The following is a 15,673-nucleotide window of genomic DNA, read 5'->3' on the forward strand; positions in this document are numbered from 1 at the left end:
AAAGCCATAGATAGTTACATGCTATTTTTATATAAAAAGTGGTTGAACTATAGATATATAGTGTTTTATAGGGATAGTTACATGGTTAAGAAAATATAAGAATATTTTAAGCAAAAATGTAACTATCATAGAGAGTAAAAAACGCTTTTGGGATATTTGGGATTTTTTGCACTTGTTTGCAGAAATTTTAAATGGCACTTTTTATATGCATCAATATCGCATTTATGGGATTTTCGCTAAAAATATCTTGAGATAGTTACATCTACTTTTTAAAATACCCCTCACAGTTATACTCATTAAAAACATTTTCAATAAGTTTGTTAATTTTAGAATCTGCTATTACCAAGCTTTATTATTACTTAAATTTTCAAATTTAAATCAAAGTGGTTCGATTTAAAACTGAAAAACTTCGATTTAAAATGCGTTTTTATAATTAGGTATGCGACAAGAAGGCTTATTTAAAGAATTTATTTCATTTATTAACAATCCTGATGGCACACCTTTATATGAAAACACAATGCAATTTGCAATATTAAAAAAGGAATGGAATAAGCAAAGTCAAATATAAAATTTTGATTTTGCAACCCCGCAAAATATAATAATCTCCATACATCCTAGCCCACTACAAAAACTTCTCAAATCTATCAAATCCATAATACAAAGATAACAAGCCTCTAAAATCACTCAATTTCTCAAGTCATTTCCTCTGTGATAACAAAATTAACATAATTTAGCATGATGGATTCTTCTATATTGTATTTGCAAAAATAAATTTTATAGCAATATTCCCAAAAAAGTATATTAATAAAGTTATTTCATTGCGATAAAGGTTGCGAAATTGACCCACCTAAAAAGCGTTTCAATATGTGAAAAACCACAATCTTTTAGCATTTTTTTATTTTCTTGTTCGCTATAAGGAATGAGTACATTTTCTAATGCTTCTCTTTTTTTGGTGATTTCAAACTCGCTATAACCTTGCTTTTTTTTGCTTTGCAAATAATAATCAATCATTTCAAAATCAAGTTTTTTGTTTTCGCAAATCACCTTTTCAGAAAAAATAAATACACCCTCTGGATTAAGCGAATCAAAGATCTTTTTTGCCAATTTTTCCCTTTGTAATGGACGAATAAACTGCAAAGTATAATTAGCAATAATACAATCACACTGCATAAAAGATTCTTCTAAAATATCTCCACAAATGAGCTTAGCCTCCATTCCATAGGCTTCTAGTTTATTTTTGGCAGATTTCAACATAAAGCTAGAATTATCAATCCCAAAAAGATTGACTTTAAAACTCGCTTTTGAGGCAATTTCTATCAACATAGAACCTGTGGAAGTCCCTAAATCTAAGATATTAGAATCTTCTTTGGCAAATTTCAAAGCAAAATCTGCAATAAGCCCCAACACTTCTTTATAATGCGGAATAGAACGATTTACCATATCATCAAAAACGCCAGCCACTTTTTCATCAAATTCAAATTGCTTTTGGGGCGATTCCATAAAAATCTTATCCATTCTCCACCTCTTTTGGAATTTCTATTTTGAGTATTTTATAAGCTTTTTGAATATCCTGCTTGATTTGCATTTTGAGAGATTCAAGATTATCAAAATAATAATTTTCCCTAATTTTTCTATAAAAATAAAATCCAGCTTCCTTATCTTTGACTTCTATTTCCACTCCCAATAAATGCCCCTCAATCGCAAAAGCTTTATCGGTACTTAGACGATTTCCAACAAAAATTACCGCAGGATATTTTGGTGTTATATGGCTTTGTTTGCCTAGTTGAATATATCCTGCATATACGCCTTCTTGAGGCAAAATAAAACCATCATTTTCAATATTAATAGTTGCATACAACTCTCTTTTACCTATCCCTTGCCCTTTAATAATATTGCCATGAATCTCAAAATTTCTTCCCAATAGCTTATTGGCTTCTTTGAGATTCCCATTGATAAGTAATTCTTTGATTAAGCCACTATGCACAGAGAGTTTTTTACAAAACACTTCTTCGATGACAACAACCTCGCCTTGAAAATATTTCTGCAAATCAAAAGTATAGCAATTCCTATCTTTGCCAAAGCGAAAATCATACCCCACAACAATCCGCTTAAGATTAGGCAAAATCCCACAAATAAACCGCACAAAATCTTCGCCACTTTTCTCTTTAATAATATCTAGTGCCAAATGATAAATAGGAAACTCACAATAAAAATCCCGATAAGGCTTAGGCAGCAATTCCCCTCTATTAGATTCGATACACAAAACCATTCCATTAGAATCCAAAGCCTTAAAAATTTCTTGATGCGCAATATGCATTCCATCAAATTTTCCCAAAGCAATACTAGTAAAACTATTAGCCTTTTTAGCTTCTTTGACAAGCGATAAAAAACTCTGCATTTCCTTCTTTTCCTCTGATTGAAGATTCTTCTTGCATTAGAACTTTTAAGCCCTGATTTTCTAAAAACTCTAATAGCTCTTGGAGTGATGCTTGAATCTTTTTTTCATCAAGCACCACACCTTTTTTATTGCGTTTGGCTTCTCTGCCCACTTCATATTGTGGCTTAAAAAGCAAAATTAACCACTTTTTAATCAATGGATTAAAGGCATAAAAAATCTGCTCAATCTTAATAAAAGATACATCACAGACAATTATATCAAATTCTATTTTAGATACTTTAGAGATAAAATCCCTAATATCTGTTTTTTCAAAAAGATGAATTTTAGGATTCCCTCTTAAGCTCTTGTGGAGTTGGTTTGTGCCAACATCAACACAATAAATATCCCTAGCCCCCTTTTGCAATAACACTTGCGTGAAGCCACCTGTGCTAGAGCCAATATCTAACGCTTTTGCATTTTGTATATCAATGGGATTTTTTTCCAAAAAATTCCAAAGCTTCTCTCCTGCACGACTTACAAATATTTGCCTCTCTTTTAAAGCAATAGTGCAATCCAAAGATACTTCATAAGCGGGTTTAAGAATCTGTTTTTCATCTACATAAACAAAGCCTTTTTGAATAGATTCTTGAGCTTTATTTCTAGAATTAAACAATCCTTGTGCCACACAAAACAAATCTAAACGCATTAATATTTTTTAATTTTCTTAAAACCAAATTCTAGGGTATTTTCACCAAAATCTTTATGCGATAACACCAAAATCATTCTATCTTGTGTGCGTTTATCTTGCTTAGGAAATTCTACCCAATAATATTCTCCCCATTGTGTTGCATTTTGAGCAATCATTCCTTCTAAATCTTCTTTTTTAAGTCGAGTTATTTTGCTTGGTTTTGTGCCATTTGCCAATCTTATTTCATAGCCATTTTTCAAAAACCCTTTGCCATTTTTACGGGTTTGATACACATCAAGAAAGAAAATCTCCCCCTCTTCTCTAGGGAATTTAATCCAATCAAATTCATTAAGATGAGTTGCAATAACGACAATTTGTGTATTTCCCTGCACAATCAATTCGGTTTTTCTTGTGGCTTGCAAATAAGATTCATCAGTTTTTAATGGTGCAAGACCACTTGACATTTTTTGGCAACCCAAAATCATAAAAACAGTCAAAAAAAGCAAGATTTGCTTCAACATTTTCCAACTCCAATTTCATAATAAACAAAGCCTATCTCTTGCAATTTTTTTGCATTATATTGATTTCTACCATCAAAAATCACTGGATTTTTCAATCTTTCTTTAATTTCCAAAAAATCTGGGCTTCTAAATTCTTTCCACTCTGTTACCAATACCAAAGCATCACAATCTTCTAAAGCTTCATATTTGCTTTTACAATAAATAATATTTGGCGTTTCTTTGAAATAAAATTTTTTTGCTTCTTCCATTGCTTTTGGGTCATAAACCTTTATAATTGCACCACGCGCTATTAATTCATTAATCAAAACAAGAGAGGTTGCCTCTCTCATATCATCAGTCTCTGGCTTGAAACTAAGCCCCCAAATACCAAAGCTTTTATCGCTTAAATCCTCCCCAAAATGCTGGACAATTTTCTTACCTAGAATCTTTTTTTGCTCCAAATTCACTTGTTCTACAGCATTAATAATTTTTGGATTCACCCCCGCATCATAAGCAATCTTGCTCAATGCCTTCACATCTTTTGGGAAACAACTTCCACCATAACCACAACCCGGATAAATAAAACTATACCCAATGCGTTTATCACTCCCTATTCCCACTCTCACATCATTGACATTTGCTCCCACTGCTTCACAAATATTTGCAATTTCATTCATAAAACTAATTTTAGTTGCAAGCATTGCATTTGCAGCATATTTTGTCATTTCTGCACTTTTGATATCCATGATAATAAGCCTATCATGATTACGACTAAAAGGGGAATAAAGCTCTTTTAGTTTATCTTTACTCCATTCATCTTCTGCGCCAATAACCACTCTATCTGGCTTCAAAAAATCATTAACCGCATCGCCCTCTTTTAGAAATTCTGGGTTACTTGCTACGCTAAATTGAATCTCTTTATTTCTTTTTTGCAATTCTTGCAAAATTACCTCTTTTACTTTTTGGGCAGTACCCACTGGAACGGTGGATTTATCAACCACAATAAGAGGATTCTGCATTTTTGCTCCAATCTCTCTAGCAACTGCCAAAACATATTGTAAATCTGCACTGCCATCTTCACCCATAGGTGTCCCAACAGCGATAAAAGCAATCTCGCTTTTTTTTAATGCTTCTTCCAAAGAAGTAGTAAAATGCAAATTCCCACTTTTATAATTTTTACTCACAAGCTCTTCTAATCCCGGTTCATAAATAGGAATTTGCCCATTTTTAAGAGCATCAATCTTAGATTGAATTACATCTACACAATAAACCTCATTCCCCATTTCTGCAAAGCAAGTCCCACTCACCAAACCTACATAGCCTGTCCCAATAACTGCAATATTCATATTTTACTACTCTCTACAATCAATATCAATTTAATTCGAGATTCTATCATAAAACTTTATACAAAACAAAAGCAAGCTTAAAGGAAATTAAAATTATAATTTAAACTCAATTAAAGCCACTCAAGGAAACACTATGCCACGACACTTGATTGAGACGCAAGATTTTAGCAAACAAGAGATAGAAAGGCTGCTTGAATTAGCAGAGCAGTTTCTTGATGGAAAACCACGCAATTCCCTCAAAAATCACACTATCATAACAATCTTTTTTGAAAATTCCACTCGCACACTTTCTAGTTTTGAAGTTGCCACAAAAAGGCTTGGTGGCAATGTTGTTAGGCTTGATGTTTCAAGAAGCTCTACTTCCAAAGGCGAAACGCTTTTTGATACCGCAGCAAATCTTAATGCTATGCAACCAAGTGCCATTATAGTGCGACATAAAAGCGCAGGAGTGCCAAATATTCTCTCACATTATGTTTCTTGCTCTATTGTCAATGGTGGAGATGGAGCGCACGCACACCCTACTCAAGCCCTTTTAGATTTATTGACACTAAAAAAGCATTTAGGGAATTTAGAAGGGAAAAAAATTGCCATTGTAGGAGATATTAAAAACTCTCGAGTGGCTAATAGCAATATGGAGCTTTTAAGTCGTTTTGGAATGGAAGTGATTTTGGTAGGTCCCCCTCATTTTATCCCCAAAACTTCGCTAAGGCATTGCCTATATCTCAAAGAGGTGCTTGATGAAGTCGATGCAATAATGAGTCTAAGAACCCAAACAGAAAGGCATAATTCCCCCATTTATTCTAGCCTTAAAGATTATGCAAGCGATTATTGTATCACCAAAGAAATGTTACAAGAACGCAATATTATTTTATTGCACCCCGGTCCTGTGCATAGAAATATCGATATTAGTGATGAAATGCTAAGAGATTCTCGCTCTAAAGTATTAGAACAAGTTACCAATGGAGTAGCCATAAGAATGGCGGTATTAGAAACCCTTATTACACAAAATATTCCCAAAAACTATCAAAATTTTCCCTATTTTTAGGCAATAACTATGGAATTAGGAATGCTTTTTCTTTTGGGATTTACTACTGCACTAATCCCGGGTCCTGATATTTTATTTGTATTAAGGAACACTCTAAGTCTTGGTTTCAAACAAGGATTCTTAGGATTCCTTGGAATCTTTAGTGGCTGGTTAGTTTTTTTAAGCCTTATTTATTTTGGTTTTTCAAGTTTTATTCAAGGGGATATTATCCAAGCTTCTTTAAGCTTTATTGGGGGAATTTATCTCATTTGTATTAGCTATGAGCTTTTTAGAAAAAAGAAAAATCAAATCAATTTCACACAAAAAAAGCAAAAAAATATTCTCCTCTATTTTAAAGGCTTATTTATCAATCTTTCAAACCCCAAAGCAATACTATTTTTTGCTACAATCATTTCACCTTTTATGCAAGATAACCTAGAAAATAGTTTTTTGGTTTTGCTTAGCTCTCTATCTTTGGCATTTATTTTTGTTATTTTTTTGGCGACTTTTTTTAGACGCTTTATCAACAACAGCCTTTTTGATAAAATCGATAAAGTTTGTAGCATAATCTTCTTAGGATTTGGGGCTTGGTTGCTTTATTTGGGCTTAAAAGGCTTTTTTGCAGCATTAATATAGGCTTTTAATATTATTTTGACTTGACAACTTTTAGCTTTTAGAATAAAATTCTCTTTTAATTTCTGCAAAACTTTGAAAACTGCTTTAAGGGAACCCTAGATTGATAAATCCCCCATTCTTTTTGATTTTATTTTTTGATTTGCAAAGTTTTTGCTTTTAAAGGTTTAAAATGTCTCAAAACAAAAAAGAAAAAATGCGTACCCATACCCCAGTAGAAGGCTATACTATTGAAGATTTACGTTCAAAATCTATCAATAAATTAGCCGATATTGCAAAATCTCTAGGGATTGAAAACCCTCAAGAATTTTTACGGCAAGATTTGATTTTTGAAATTTTAAAAACACAAGTTAGCCAAGGTGGCTTTATTCTTTTTACTGGCATTTTAGAAATTACAAGTGAAGGCTATGGCTTTTTGCGTGCGATTGATGAAAATTTCTCTGGATCACAAAATGATGCATATGTAAGTAGCACACAAATTCGTAGATTTGCACTTCGCAATGGGGATATTGTAACAGGACAAGTGCGTTCTCCAAAAGATCAAGAAAGATATTATGCACTACTAAAGGTTGAAGCAATCAACTATCAATCTCCCGATGAAATGAAAAATCGCCCTCTTTTTGATAATCTCACCCCTCTTTTTCCAACAGAGCAAATTAAATTAGAATACAATGGTTTAAAAATAACAGGACGCATGCTAGATCTCTTTGCGCCTATTGGCAAAGGACAAAGAGCATTAATTGTAGCACCTCCAAGGACAGGTAAAACAGAATTAATGAAAGAACTCGCCTATGGAATCACAAAAAATCACCCAGAAATTGAACTAATTGTGTTGTTGGTGGATGAGAGACCAGAAGAAGTAACTGATATGGAAAGAAGCGTAAAAGGTGAAGTGTATAGTTCTACTTTTGATATGCCGGCAAACAACCACACTCGTGTTGCAGAACTCGTTGTAGAAAAAGCCAAAAGAATGGTAGAAATGGGTAAAGATGTTGTGATTTTATTAGATTCTATTACTCGTCTTGCAAGAGCCTATAATACCGCTACTCCAAGTAGTGGAAAAGTATTAAGTGGGGGGGTAGATGCAAATGCACTACACAAACCAAAAAGATTCTTTGGTGCAGCAAGAAATATTGAACAGGGTGGATCACTAACGATTATTGCTACTGCATTAATTGAGACAGGTTCTAGAATGGATGAAGTGATTTTTGAAGAATTCAAAGGGACAGGAAATAGTGAAATTGTCCTTGCTAGACATATTGCAGAGCGTAGAATCTATCCGGCTATGGATATTTTAAAAAGCGGTACAAGAAAAGAGGAATTGTTACTAGGACACGACAAACTACAAAAAGTATGGGTGCTAAGAAACGCCATCCATCAAATGAATAATGAAATTGATGCTCTTACCTTTCTTTATTCCCAAATGCAAAAAAGCAAAGACAATGAAGAGTTTTTAAATATGATGAATGATAGCGCTAAGGAATAAGATGACTCCCAAAAAAATCGGTGTTTTTGATAGTGGAGTGGGCGGAATTAGCGTTTTAAAAAGCTTGATAGATTCAGATAGCTTTGAAGAAATTATCTACTATGGCGATACTGCTAGAGTACCTTATGGTGTGAGAAGCAAAGAAACAATCATTCAATATTCATTAGAAGCTTTGGAGTTTTTTAAGCAATTTAACCTTGATTTATTAGTGGTTGCTTGCAATACCATCAGTGCTTATGCATTAGATTCTATGCAAAAATTTGCAAATTATCCTATTGTGGGGGTAATAGAACCGGGAGTTTTAGCGCTTACTAATAATCTTGACAATAAAAGCGCAAACATTCTAATCCTTGGCACCAAAGCCACAATTAACAGCAATTTATATCAAAATCTCCTTCACACACAAGGTTATACAAATATCAATGGACTTGCTACAAGCCTTTTTGTGCCAATCGTAGAAGAAGGGATTTTTGAAGGAGAGATTTTAGAATCTACCATGAAATATTATTTCAAAGATTACAAAGAATCTCCAGATGCAATTATATTAGGCTGCACACATTTCCCTCTTATTGCCAAGGCTATTGCTAATTACTACCAAAACAAACCCATTCTTATCCATTCGGGTAATGCCATTATGGAATATCTCAAGCAACAATATACTTTTCATTCTATCAAACACAAAACAAAAATCACTTTTTATGCGAGTGATAGCCTAGATAAACTAAAAAATACAGCCAACCTATGGCTAAATTGTCAATTTTAGTAATCCTCCATCAATTCAAATTCTTTAAGAATGGTTTTATTTTTCTTCAAAGGAGTGGCAAACTCTGTCCCTATTTGATAAATCGGAAGCAACAGCGGTTCTTTTTCTTTTTGGGTTTCTAGATTCGCATAATATTCAATATTTTGTAATTTCTCTTGTGGAATTTTTAACGCAGTCTCATCAAGCTCATTAGAAGCAAAATATTCTTGAAGCTGTTTGACTTTTTTGGCAATATCTGCGTAATATTTTTCTGCTTGAATGTTGGATTGTAAATTTTTTTGCCAACTATAACCTTTATTGTAAGATTTAACAATATTACGCCAATTCCCCTTATGAATCTTATCCCAAAATTTTAATTCAGAAATCGCAATTTGAGCAGCAAATTTATCATCTTCCACCAGCATAGCTCCAACCATATTTTGAGTAAAACCATTTTGTTTTAATTTGGGATAGCGTTTAATAACGCCCGGGATATACGCATGAAAGATTCCAGCACTTGGATCTTGAAAATTCATTTTATATTCTCCAGCACAAGATTCTTTCCACGCAATGGCTGCCAATGTATAGCCAAAACCAAATTGATATCCCGCCAAATAAGAACGCAATAACACTTCCTTTTGTGTATCATTAAATTTTTCTAACGGGACACAAGAATTTTTAAATTCAACCTTTGGGAGTGCAAATGCCATCGTAGCAAACAAAAATAAAACAATCCATCGCATAAAAATCTCCTTATTACTCTAAAAAACCTTAGCAATTTTTATTCCAATTATCAGAAATTTTTAGTTGAAATTTTGCAATAGTTCCTTGCTTATCAGAGCGATTTTGCAAAGAAATATTGCCTCCCAATGCGTTTGCAGCATTTTTTGCTAAGAACAATCCAAGACCAGCTCCGCTTTTATTGCCAGCTCGTCTAAAAGGCGCATAAATATCATTAAGCTCCGAATCTATCCCACATCCCTCATCCATAACTACAATATTTAGCTTTCCATCTTCCACACTACTTTTTAGCAAGATACTTTTACCTTTGGGAGTGAATTTAAAAGCATTTTGTAAAAAATTTTGCACGATTTGGGTTAGCAGTGTGGGCTTTATTGTCAATAAAACTTCCTCTTCCCCGATCTCGACAAAAAAACTTTTATTTTCTTTTTTGCTAAGAATCATAAAATTATCGGCTATTTTTTTAAGTATTTTATTAATATCAACCATGCTTGATTTTTCAAATTGCGCACTCTCTTGCCTTCCAAGATCCAAAAGCATTTTTATAATTGCATTCATTTCATTAATGCTAGAGATATTTTCCTTGAGTGCATCAGTATAAACTTCTTTTTGTCTTTCTTTAATCAAAGTCACTTCACATTTTGTTTTCATAACTGCCAATGGCGTTTTTAATTCATGAGCAATGCCGATAAAAAGCTGTTTTTGGCTAGAAAGATAATTTTTAATCCTTTGCAAAAGATTATTGATAGAATATACCAAAGGTTGAAACTCCAATGGCAACGCATTGTTATTTAATGTTTCTAAATCATACTCTTTGACTTTCTCTAAAGTTTGTGAAAGATTATGGATAGGCTTATAGAGTATATTAGAAAATGCCAATGCAAAAAGCTGTATCAAAATAAGTGCAAAGAAATTCACCAAGACTATCCCCTCAAAAAGATTCTCTAAAAACCACATCTCTTTGGTAATATTTTTAGTAATATTTAATGTCTTATTTCCCTTGTATGGGACAAAAAGTGAAAAATATACACCATCTTTTATGGTTTGCTTTTTGTAATATTCTTGTATAATTTTTTCATCTAAAACAACAATTTTGATTGTATCATTTGAAAGGATATTAGTATTTTGAATATAAAAAGATTGATTTGTTGTATAAGTAATATTGTTTGTAAGAATGTGCTGGCTATATTTTTGCAACTCTTGTTTAATGTTGCCATAAGCGGTAAAATACAAATAACTATAGAGTGCAACCGAAAAAATGACCAAAAGAGCGACAAAGGAAATGGTGATTTGTCTTACATAATCACCTCTTATACTCCTTTTGGATAGCAAAATCTATAACCTCTGCGTCTGACTGTCTCAATTGTTGCAATATCTAAAGGTTTATCCATTTTTTGGCGAATCTGATTGATAGCAACTTCAATCACATTTGGTGTTACAAGCTCTGGTTCTTCCCAAATCGCATCTAACAATTGCTCTTTAGAAACAATTTGATCTCTATGTCTTGCAAGATGAGTTAAAACTTCAAATGGCTTTCCTTTAAGTTCGATTTCTTGCCCTTTATAAGTGATTTTCTCTTCATCAGGATTGATAATTAAATCTTCAATTTCAATAAGATTAGTCCCTCCAAATCTCAATCTAGCCTCAATTCTTGCCACTAATACATTGAAATCAAAAGGCTTTGCCAAAAAATCATCAGCACCCGTTCTCAATGCCTCCACTTCACTTTCTGCATCGTCTCTTGCAGAAATAACAACAACTGCAGTGCGTGGGGATTTGCTCTTGACTTGACTAATGATTTCCAAACCGCTCCCATCTGGCAACATCCAATCAACCAACACTAAATCATAGTTGCGAATGCTGATAAAATATTCCCCATCTTTTAAATTTTCTGCGACATCTGTTTGATAGTTAAATTCATTAAGCCCTTCTGTGATTGTTTTATTAAGGCTAATTTCATCTTCGATAATCAAAATACGCATTAAACTATCCTTACTATGTAAAATTAAAATTTCTTGAAATTATAGCATATTTTTAGCTATTTTTAAAAAAACTTTTATGAAAAATTAAAAAAATGCTAAGAAATTTTTAATTTTTCGTATAACCTTCCTCACCCCTTCTTTTGTAATCACAACAAAATATCCATAATCTTTTTTGAGGCATTGATTTTTCAACCAACATTAAGCCCCCTAGCTATATCTTGCGTTCTTTTAAAATATCTGCTATCAAAAATGAAAGTTCTATTGCCTGATTTGCATTCAATCTAGGATCACATTGCGTGTTATAATTGCACCCTAGATTCTCTTCTGTAATAGCTTGCATACCACCTATACATTCTGTCACATCTTCACCTGTCATCTCCAAATGCACACCACCTGCATAAGTCCCAACGCTTTTATGAATCTCAAAAAAGCTTTTGACCTCTTCTAAAATACTATCAAAAGTGCGTGTTTTATAGCCGCTACTTGCTTTAATCGTATTGCCATGCATAGGATCAATGCTCCACAAAATCTCTCTACCCTCTCCCTTTACAGACTCAAGCAATTTTGGCAATTTTTCTTTGATTGTATTTGCTCCCATACGAATAATGAAATTTAAACGCCCTGCTTCATTTTTTGGATTTAATATCTCACAAATCCCCAAAATATCTTCCTTAGTAGCATTTGGACCAATTTTTACTCCCAATGGATTCTCTACTCCTCGCAAAAATTCCAAATGCGCGCCCTCAAGATTTCTTGTCCTCTCTCCAATCCATAGCATATGTGCTGAACAATCATACCATTTTCCGCTCAAATGATCTTTTCTCGTCAAAGCTTCTTCATAATTCAACAATAAAGCCTCATGGGAAGTAAAAAACTCTGTCTCGTGTAAAATCGGAGTATTGCTTGAATTAATCCCACAAGCACCCATAAAGGCAAGTGCTTGAGTAATTTTATCCGCCATTTCTTGATAACGCTCACTAGAGATTCCACTCACAAAATCCAAATTCCATTTTTGCACTTGATTTAAATCAGCCAATCCACCTTGTGCAAAAGCTCGTATAAGATTCAAAGTCGCCGCAGATTGATTATAAGCCTGCAAAATTCGATTAGGATTTGCTTCTCTAGCCTCTTTTGTAAATTCTATATCATTGATAATATCGCCGCGATAACTAGGTAGCGTAACTCCATTGATTGTTTCTGTATCACTAGAGCGAGGTTTGGCAAATTGTCCTGCTAAGCGTCCAACCTTTACAATCGGACAAGCCCCTGCATAAGTCAGCACTACTGCCATTTGCAAAATTACTTTAAATAAATCGCGTATTCTTATAGCATTAAAGTCAAAAAAGCTCTCCGCACAATCTCCGCCCTGTAGCAAAAAAGCCTCACCTCGAGAAACTTTTGCGAGATGTTTTTTTAAAGATTCTGCTTCTCCTGCAAAAACAAGCGGAGGATACTTGCTTAATTGCTTCTCTACACTCTCTAAAAGTGCAATATCATTGTAAATAGGTTGCTGGAGGGCAACTTTTCCCCTCCAACTTTTGGTATTCCATTCTTGTGTTGTCATTTTGGTATTTCCTAAAAAGCTAATTTTTCTTTGATTTTAGCAAATCCAAAATAAAAATGCCCTTACCTTAAAAAATATTGAATTTATTTTCCTAGATAAACTTGTCTTGGGCGTGTGATTCTTGCGTGTGGATTTTTAATATGCTCCATTACTTGTGCGCACCAACCCGGCATTCTACCAATCACAAAAATTGGGGTAAATAATGGAACAGGAATCTTAAGTGCAGTGAGGATAATACCGCTATAAAAATCCACATTAGGATATAAATTTCTCTCTTTAAAATAATCATCATTTAATGCAACTTCTTCGAGTTTTTCTGCTATTTCGCTTAGTCGTGCATTCATTTTAATGCCTTTTTGATTCAACTCATCTTTCAAAGCCTTAATAGCTTTGGCACGCGGATCGTAGCTTTTATACACTCGATGTCCAAATCCCATTAGCCTAAAAGGATCGCTCTTGTCTTTCACTCTTGCAATAAATTTATCAACATTTTTCACATCGCCGATTTCTTCTAATTGAACCAACACTTTTTCATTTGCTCCACCATGAGCAGGTCCCCAAAGAGCATTGATTCCAGCAGAAATTGCAGCATAGGGATGCACACCTGTGGAAGCAACATTACGAACCGTTGTCGTTGAAGCATTTTGTCCATGGTCTGCATGAAGAATAAAAATTTTATCCAACGCTTCTACTTCAAGCGGAGTGATTTCTTCATGCCCTTCCAAAGTATATTTTAATCTACCTCCCGGATAAGCCCTAAGCATATAAAGAAAATTTTCTACATAACTTCTACTAATATCAGGATAAATAAAAGGGGCTCCGATAGAATTGCGATAAGAAAAAGCCACTAAAGTAGTAATTTTTGCAATGATTCTACGCGCCATTGTTTGATAATCATCTTCATCATCCATTTCTTTATGGTCAAAATGAAAAGTAGATAATGCTGCTACTGCCGAACTTAAATTTGCCATTGGATGTGCATTATCCGGAAAAGCACTAAAGATATTTATCAAGCCTTCATGCAAAAATGAACGATGCCTTAATTCTAAATCAAATTCTTTGGATTCTTTTTCATCTTTTGGCGCTTCATCTGTAATCAACAATTTAGCAACATCTGTAAATTTATATTTTTTTACAATTTCTTCAATAGGAATCCCTTTATAGAGTAATTTCCCATTTTTTCCATCAACATAACTAATAGTCGATTCGCAGCCTGCTGTAGAACCATAACCGGGATCATAAGAAAATATATTTGTTCTTTCAAATAATTTACTAAAATCTACTGCTTTAGGACCTCTTGTGCATTCTATCAAGTCAAAATCAAATTTTTCACCTGTTTCATTATTGATAAGCGTTATATTTCCCATAACTACTCCTTGATATTTTTTGAATTTACAAGCATTTTACTGCACTTTTTTTTAAAAAAGTCAAAAAATAATTAAATTCTAAGACAAAAAAAATATTTTATACTTTTTTACACATTTTTAATTATAAAGAATGTCAATATTGCTTGCTGGTTTGAAATCAAATATTTTAGGATCAATTTTTGGATTTACTTGAATATCTTCAAAGACAATCTCAACTTGATTCCCCATTGAATCTTCAAAAGAGATTCTTTGCAAAATCCCTTTTGCAAAATACAAATGATATTTTTGATTTAAAATTTCTGCCACATAATGATCTTGAGTGATTTTTACTGCTTGATGAACAAGATTTAAAATATCTAAATTTTCCTGCAAATGCGTAAAAATGGCTTGCTCTAATTGTGGCTCATAAATAATCATAGTATCTTGCTCGATATAAATTTCTTTTGAAACTGGCGTTTGATATTTCCACAATAAGCTTCTTGGTGCGAGTGCAAAAATTTCTCCCTTATAGGTAATTGTATGCTCATCAGAAAAAATTTTTTGTGTAAATTTTGCCTGCATAGATTCTAATATTTTAATCTCTTTGGCATCCACCACACACAAAAACATCAATAATAAAAATATTTTTTTAAACATTTTAATGCTTAGAATCTTTATGTAAAAAATACAAACCTATTGCCAATGCAAGGATAGAAATTGCAAAAAATAGCATATCTTGAGTGCTTTTCATACCCATATTAAGCACTTTGGAGAAAAAAGCCACAATAAGAGCCATAACAATCACTTTTGCAAGTTTATCTTTAAGCTGGTCAAGCGTATGAATCTCTAATACCTTGGAGCTACTCTCATCTTTGATTTGTATTTTGCAAATAAATAACTCATACAATCCAAATGAAAAAATCAACAAAACAACAGCAATGAGATACAAATCAATTGCCATAATAATGGTGTTTAGCAAAATATTGTGAATATCAGAGCCTTCTGGTAGAGCATGCATATAATACAAGGCAGTATCTTTGGCTGCTTTGATAATATCCACGCTTGCCACAATAAAAAGCAAAATCGCTCCAACAAGCGATAAAACAACTGCCAAAATAATAAACATTCTAGCATTCCACATCATTTTTTCAAATATAATACGCATAAATTCCAATTTTGTTCCTTGATATTTTTATGTGCAATTATAGCAAATCTATTCCTAATAAATTTCAAAAGTTTTATTT

Annotated in this window: 16 protein-coding genes; 4 read left to right on the forward strand and 12 right to left on the reverse strand. The window is 33.2% G+C overall.

Annotation, left to right across the window (positions count from 1 at the left end; genetic code table 11):
• Positions 1 to 810: 810 nt before the first annotated feature.
• Genes cmoA through EL247_RS04600 form a run of 5 tightly spaced genes read right to left on the reverse strand, consistent with a single transcriptional unit; the run spans position 811 to position 4,911 of the window.
• Positions 811 to 1,515, reverse strand: coding sequence for a carboxy-S-adenosyl-L-methionine synthase CmoA (cmoA, locus tag EL247_RS04580; RefSeq protein WP_104745271.1), 705 nt, complete (start codon positions 1,513 to 1,515; stop codon positions 811 to 813).
• Positions 1,508 to 2,398 (reverse strand): bifunctional riboflavin kinase/FAD synthetase, encoded by an 891-nt coding sequence (locus tag EL247_RS04585; RefSeq protein ID WP_104745272.1) that lies wholly within the window; start codon positions 2,396 to 2,398, stop codon positions 1,508 to 1,510. The genes cmoA and EL247_RS04585 overlap by 8 nt, the downstream gene beginning before the upstream one ends.
• Complete coding sequence (tlyA, locus tag EL247_RS04590) at positions 2,364 to 3,083, reverse strand: 23S rRNA (cytidine-2'-O)-methyltransferase TlyA (protein ID WP_104745273.1); 720 nt, start codon at positions 3,081 to 3,083, stop codon at positions 2,364 to 2,366. Before tlyA ends, EL247_RS04585 begins: the two co-directional genes overlap by 35 nt.
• Positions 3,083 to 3,586, reverse strand: a complete 504-nt coding sequence (locus EL247_RS04595; RefSeq protein WP_104745274.1) for a hypothetical protein — start codon at positions 3,584 to 3,586, stop codon at positions 3,083 to 3,085. Before EL247_RS04595 ends, tlyA begins: the two co-directional genes overlap by 1 nt.
• Positions 3,580 to 4,911: a UDP-glucose dehydrogenase family protein gene (locus EL247_RS04600; protein WP_126442076.1), complete on the reverse strand. Its 1,332-nt coding sequence runs from the start codon at positions 4,909 to 4,911 to the stop codon at positions 3,580 to 3,582. The genes EL247_RS04595 and EL247_RS04600 overlap by 7 nt, the downstream gene beginning before the upstream one ends.
• 133 nt (positions 4,912 to 5,044) lie before the next feature.
• On the opposite strand from EL247_RS04600, the gene EL247_RS04605 reads away from it, so the two are divergent.
• The 4 genes from EL247_RS04605 (at position 5,045) to murI (ending at position 8,817) form a co-directional block, all read left to right on the forward strand.
• A complete protein-coding gene (locus EL247_RS04605) occupies positions 5,045 to 5,956 on the forward strand; it encodes an aspartate carbamoyltransferase catalytic subunit (protein ID WP_005021091.1) in 912 nt (303 codons plus the stop codon).
• A gap of 9 nt (positions 5,957 to 5,965) precedes the next feature.
• Positions 5,966 to 6,571, forward strand: a complete 606-nt coding sequence (locus EL247_RS04610) for a LysE family translocator (protein WP_126442077.1) — start codon at positions 5,966 to 5,968, stop codon at positions 6,569 to 6,571.
• Positions 6,572 to 6,740: 169 nt separating this feature from the next.
• On the forward strand, positions 6,741 to 8,054 hold the full coding sequence (gene rho / locus EL247_RS04615; protein WP_005021088.1) for a transcription termination factor Rho: 1,314 nt from the start codon (positions 6,741 to 6,743) through the stop codon (positions 8,052 to 8,054).
• Position 8,055: 1 nt separating this feature from the next.
• Positions 8,056 to 8,817, forward strand: a complete 762-nt coding sequence (gene murI / locus EL247_RS04620; RefSeq protein ID WP_126442078.1) for a glutamate racemase — start codon at positions 8,056 to 8,058, stop codon at positions 8,815 to 8,817.
• Here the strand turns inward: murI and EL247_RS04625 are convergent.
• The 7 genes from EL247_RS04625 to EL247_RS04655 form a co-directional block, all read right to left on the reverse strand.
• Positions 8,814 to 9,539, reverse strand: coding sequence for a hypothetical protein (locus EL247_RS04625; RefSeq protein WP_126442079.1), 726 nt, complete (start codon positions 9,537 to 9,539; stop codon positions 8,814 to 8,816). The genes murI and EL247_RS04625 overlap by 4 nt on opposite strands.
• A gap of 28 nt (positions 9,540 to 9,567) precedes the next feature.
• The gene (locus tag EL247_RS04630; protein WP_232019728.1) at positions 9,568 to 10,869 is read right to left on the reverse strand and encodes a sensor histidine kinase; all 1,302 of its coding nucleotides are present in this window, start codon (positions 10,867 to 10,869) and stop codon (positions 9,568 to 9,570) included.
• Complete coding sequence (gene hsrA, locus EL247_RS04635; protein WP_005021080.1) at positions 10,848 to 11,519, reverse strand: homeostatic response regulator transcription factor HsrA; 672 nt, start codon at positions 11,517 to 11,519, stop codon at positions 10,848 to 10,850. Before hsrA ends, EL247_RS04630 begins: the two co-directional genes overlap by 22 nt.
• A gap of 211 nt (positions 11,520 to 11,730) precedes the next feature.
• A complete protein-coding gene (locus tag EL247_RS04640; protein ID WP_104745276.1) occupies positions 11,731 to 13,083 on the reverse strand; it encodes a class II 3-deoxy-7-phosphoheptulonate synthase in 1,353 nt (450 codons plus the stop codon).
• Between the two features lie 83 nt (positions 13,084 to 13,166).
• Complete coding sequence (locus EL247_RS04645; RefSeq protein WP_005021074.1) at positions 13,167 to 14,450, reverse strand: citrate synthase; 1,284 nt, start codon at positions 14,448 to 14,450, stop codon at positions 13,167 to 13,169.
• A 117-nt stretch (positions 14,451 to 14,567) separates the two neighbouring features.
• The gene (gene lolA, locus EL247_RS04650; protein WP_005021073.1) at positions 14,568 to 15,086 is read right to left on the reverse strand and encodes a LolA-like outer membrane lipoprotein chaperone; all 519 of its coding nucleotides are present in this window, start codon (positions 15,084 to 15,086) and stop codon (positions 14,568 to 14,570) included.
• A 1-nt stretch (position 15,087) separates the two neighbouring features.
• Entirely contained in the window at positions 15,088 to 15,594 is a 507-nt protein-coding gene (locus EL247_RS04655) for a YqhA family protein (RefSeq protein ID WP_040499647.1), read from the reverse strand.
• Between the last annotated feature and the right edge of the window lie 79 nt (positions 15,595 to 15,673).

The sequence above is a fragment of the Helicobacter pullorum genome (assembly GCF_900638355.1).
GTDB classification, from domain to species: domain Bacteria; phylum Campylobacterota; class Campylobacteria; order Campylobacterales; family Helicobacteraceae; genus Helicobacter_D; species Helicobacter_D pullorum.

What these genes read in the sequence shown, in the direction of transcription:
- cmoA (WP_104745271.1), bottom strand. Translation starts at nt 1,515, where the DNA reads ATGGATAAGATTTTTATGGAATCGCCCCAAAAGCAATTTGAATTTGAT.
- EL247_RS04585 (WP_104745272.1), bottom strand. Translation starts at nt 2,398, where the DNA reads ATGCAGAGTTTTTTATCGCTTGTCAAAGAAGCTAAAAAGGCTAATAGT.
- tlyA (WP_104745273.1), bottom strand. Translation starts at nt 3,083, where the DNA reads ATGCGTTTAGATTTGTTTTGTGTGGCACAAGGATTGTTTAATTCTAGA.
- EL247_RS04595 (WP_104745274.1), bottom strand. Translation starts at nt 3,586, where the DNA reads ATGTTGAAGCAAATCTTGCTTTTTTTGACTGTTTTTATGATTTTGGGT.
- EL247_RS04600 (WP_126442076.1), bottom strand. Translation starts at nt 4,911, where the DNA reads ATGAATATTGCAGTTATTGGGACAGGCTATGTAGGTTTGGTGAGTGGG.
- EL247_RS04605 (WP_005021091.1), top strand. Translation starts at nt 5,045, where the DNA reads ATGCCACGACACTTGATTGAGACGCAAGATTTTAGCAAACAAGAGATA.
- EL247_RS04610 (WP_126442077.1), top strand. Translation starts at nt 5,966, where the DNA reads ATGGAATTAGGAATGCTTTTTCTTTTGGGATTTACTACTGCACTAATC.
- rho (WP_005021088.1), top strand. Translation starts at nt 6,741, where the DNA reads ATGTCTCAAAACAAAAAAGAAAAAATGCGTACCCATACCCCAGTAGAA.
- murI (WP_126442078.1), top strand. Translation starts at nt 8,056, where the DNA reads ATGACTCCCAAAAAAATCGGTGTTTTTGATAGTGGAGTGGGCGGAATT.
- EL247_RS04625 (WP_126442079.1), bottom strand. Translation starts at nt 9,539, where the DNA reads ATGCGATGGATTGTTTTATTTTTGTTTGCTACGATGGCATTTGCACTC.
- hsrA (WP_005021080.1), bottom strand. Translation starts at nt 11,519, where the DNA reads ATGCGTATTTTGATTATCGAAGATGAAATTAGCCTTAATAAAACAATC.
- EL247_RS04640 (WP_104745276.1), bottom strand. Translation starts at nt 13,083, where the DNA reads ATGACAACACAAGAATGGAATACCAAAAGTTGGAGGGGAAAAGTTGCC.
- EL247_RS04645 (WP_005021074.1), bottom strand. Translation starts at nt 14,450, where the DNA reads ATGGGAAATATAACGCTTATCAATAATGAAACAGGTGAAAAATTTGAT.
- lolA (WP_005021073.1), bottom strand. Translation starts at nt 15,086, where the DNA reads ATGTTTAAAAAAATATTTTTATTATTGATGTTTTTGTGTGTGGTGGAT.
- EL247_RS04655 (WP_040499647.1), bottom strand. Translation starts at nt 15,594, where the DNA reads ATGCGTATTATATTTGAAAAAATGATGTGGAATGCTAGAATGTTTATT.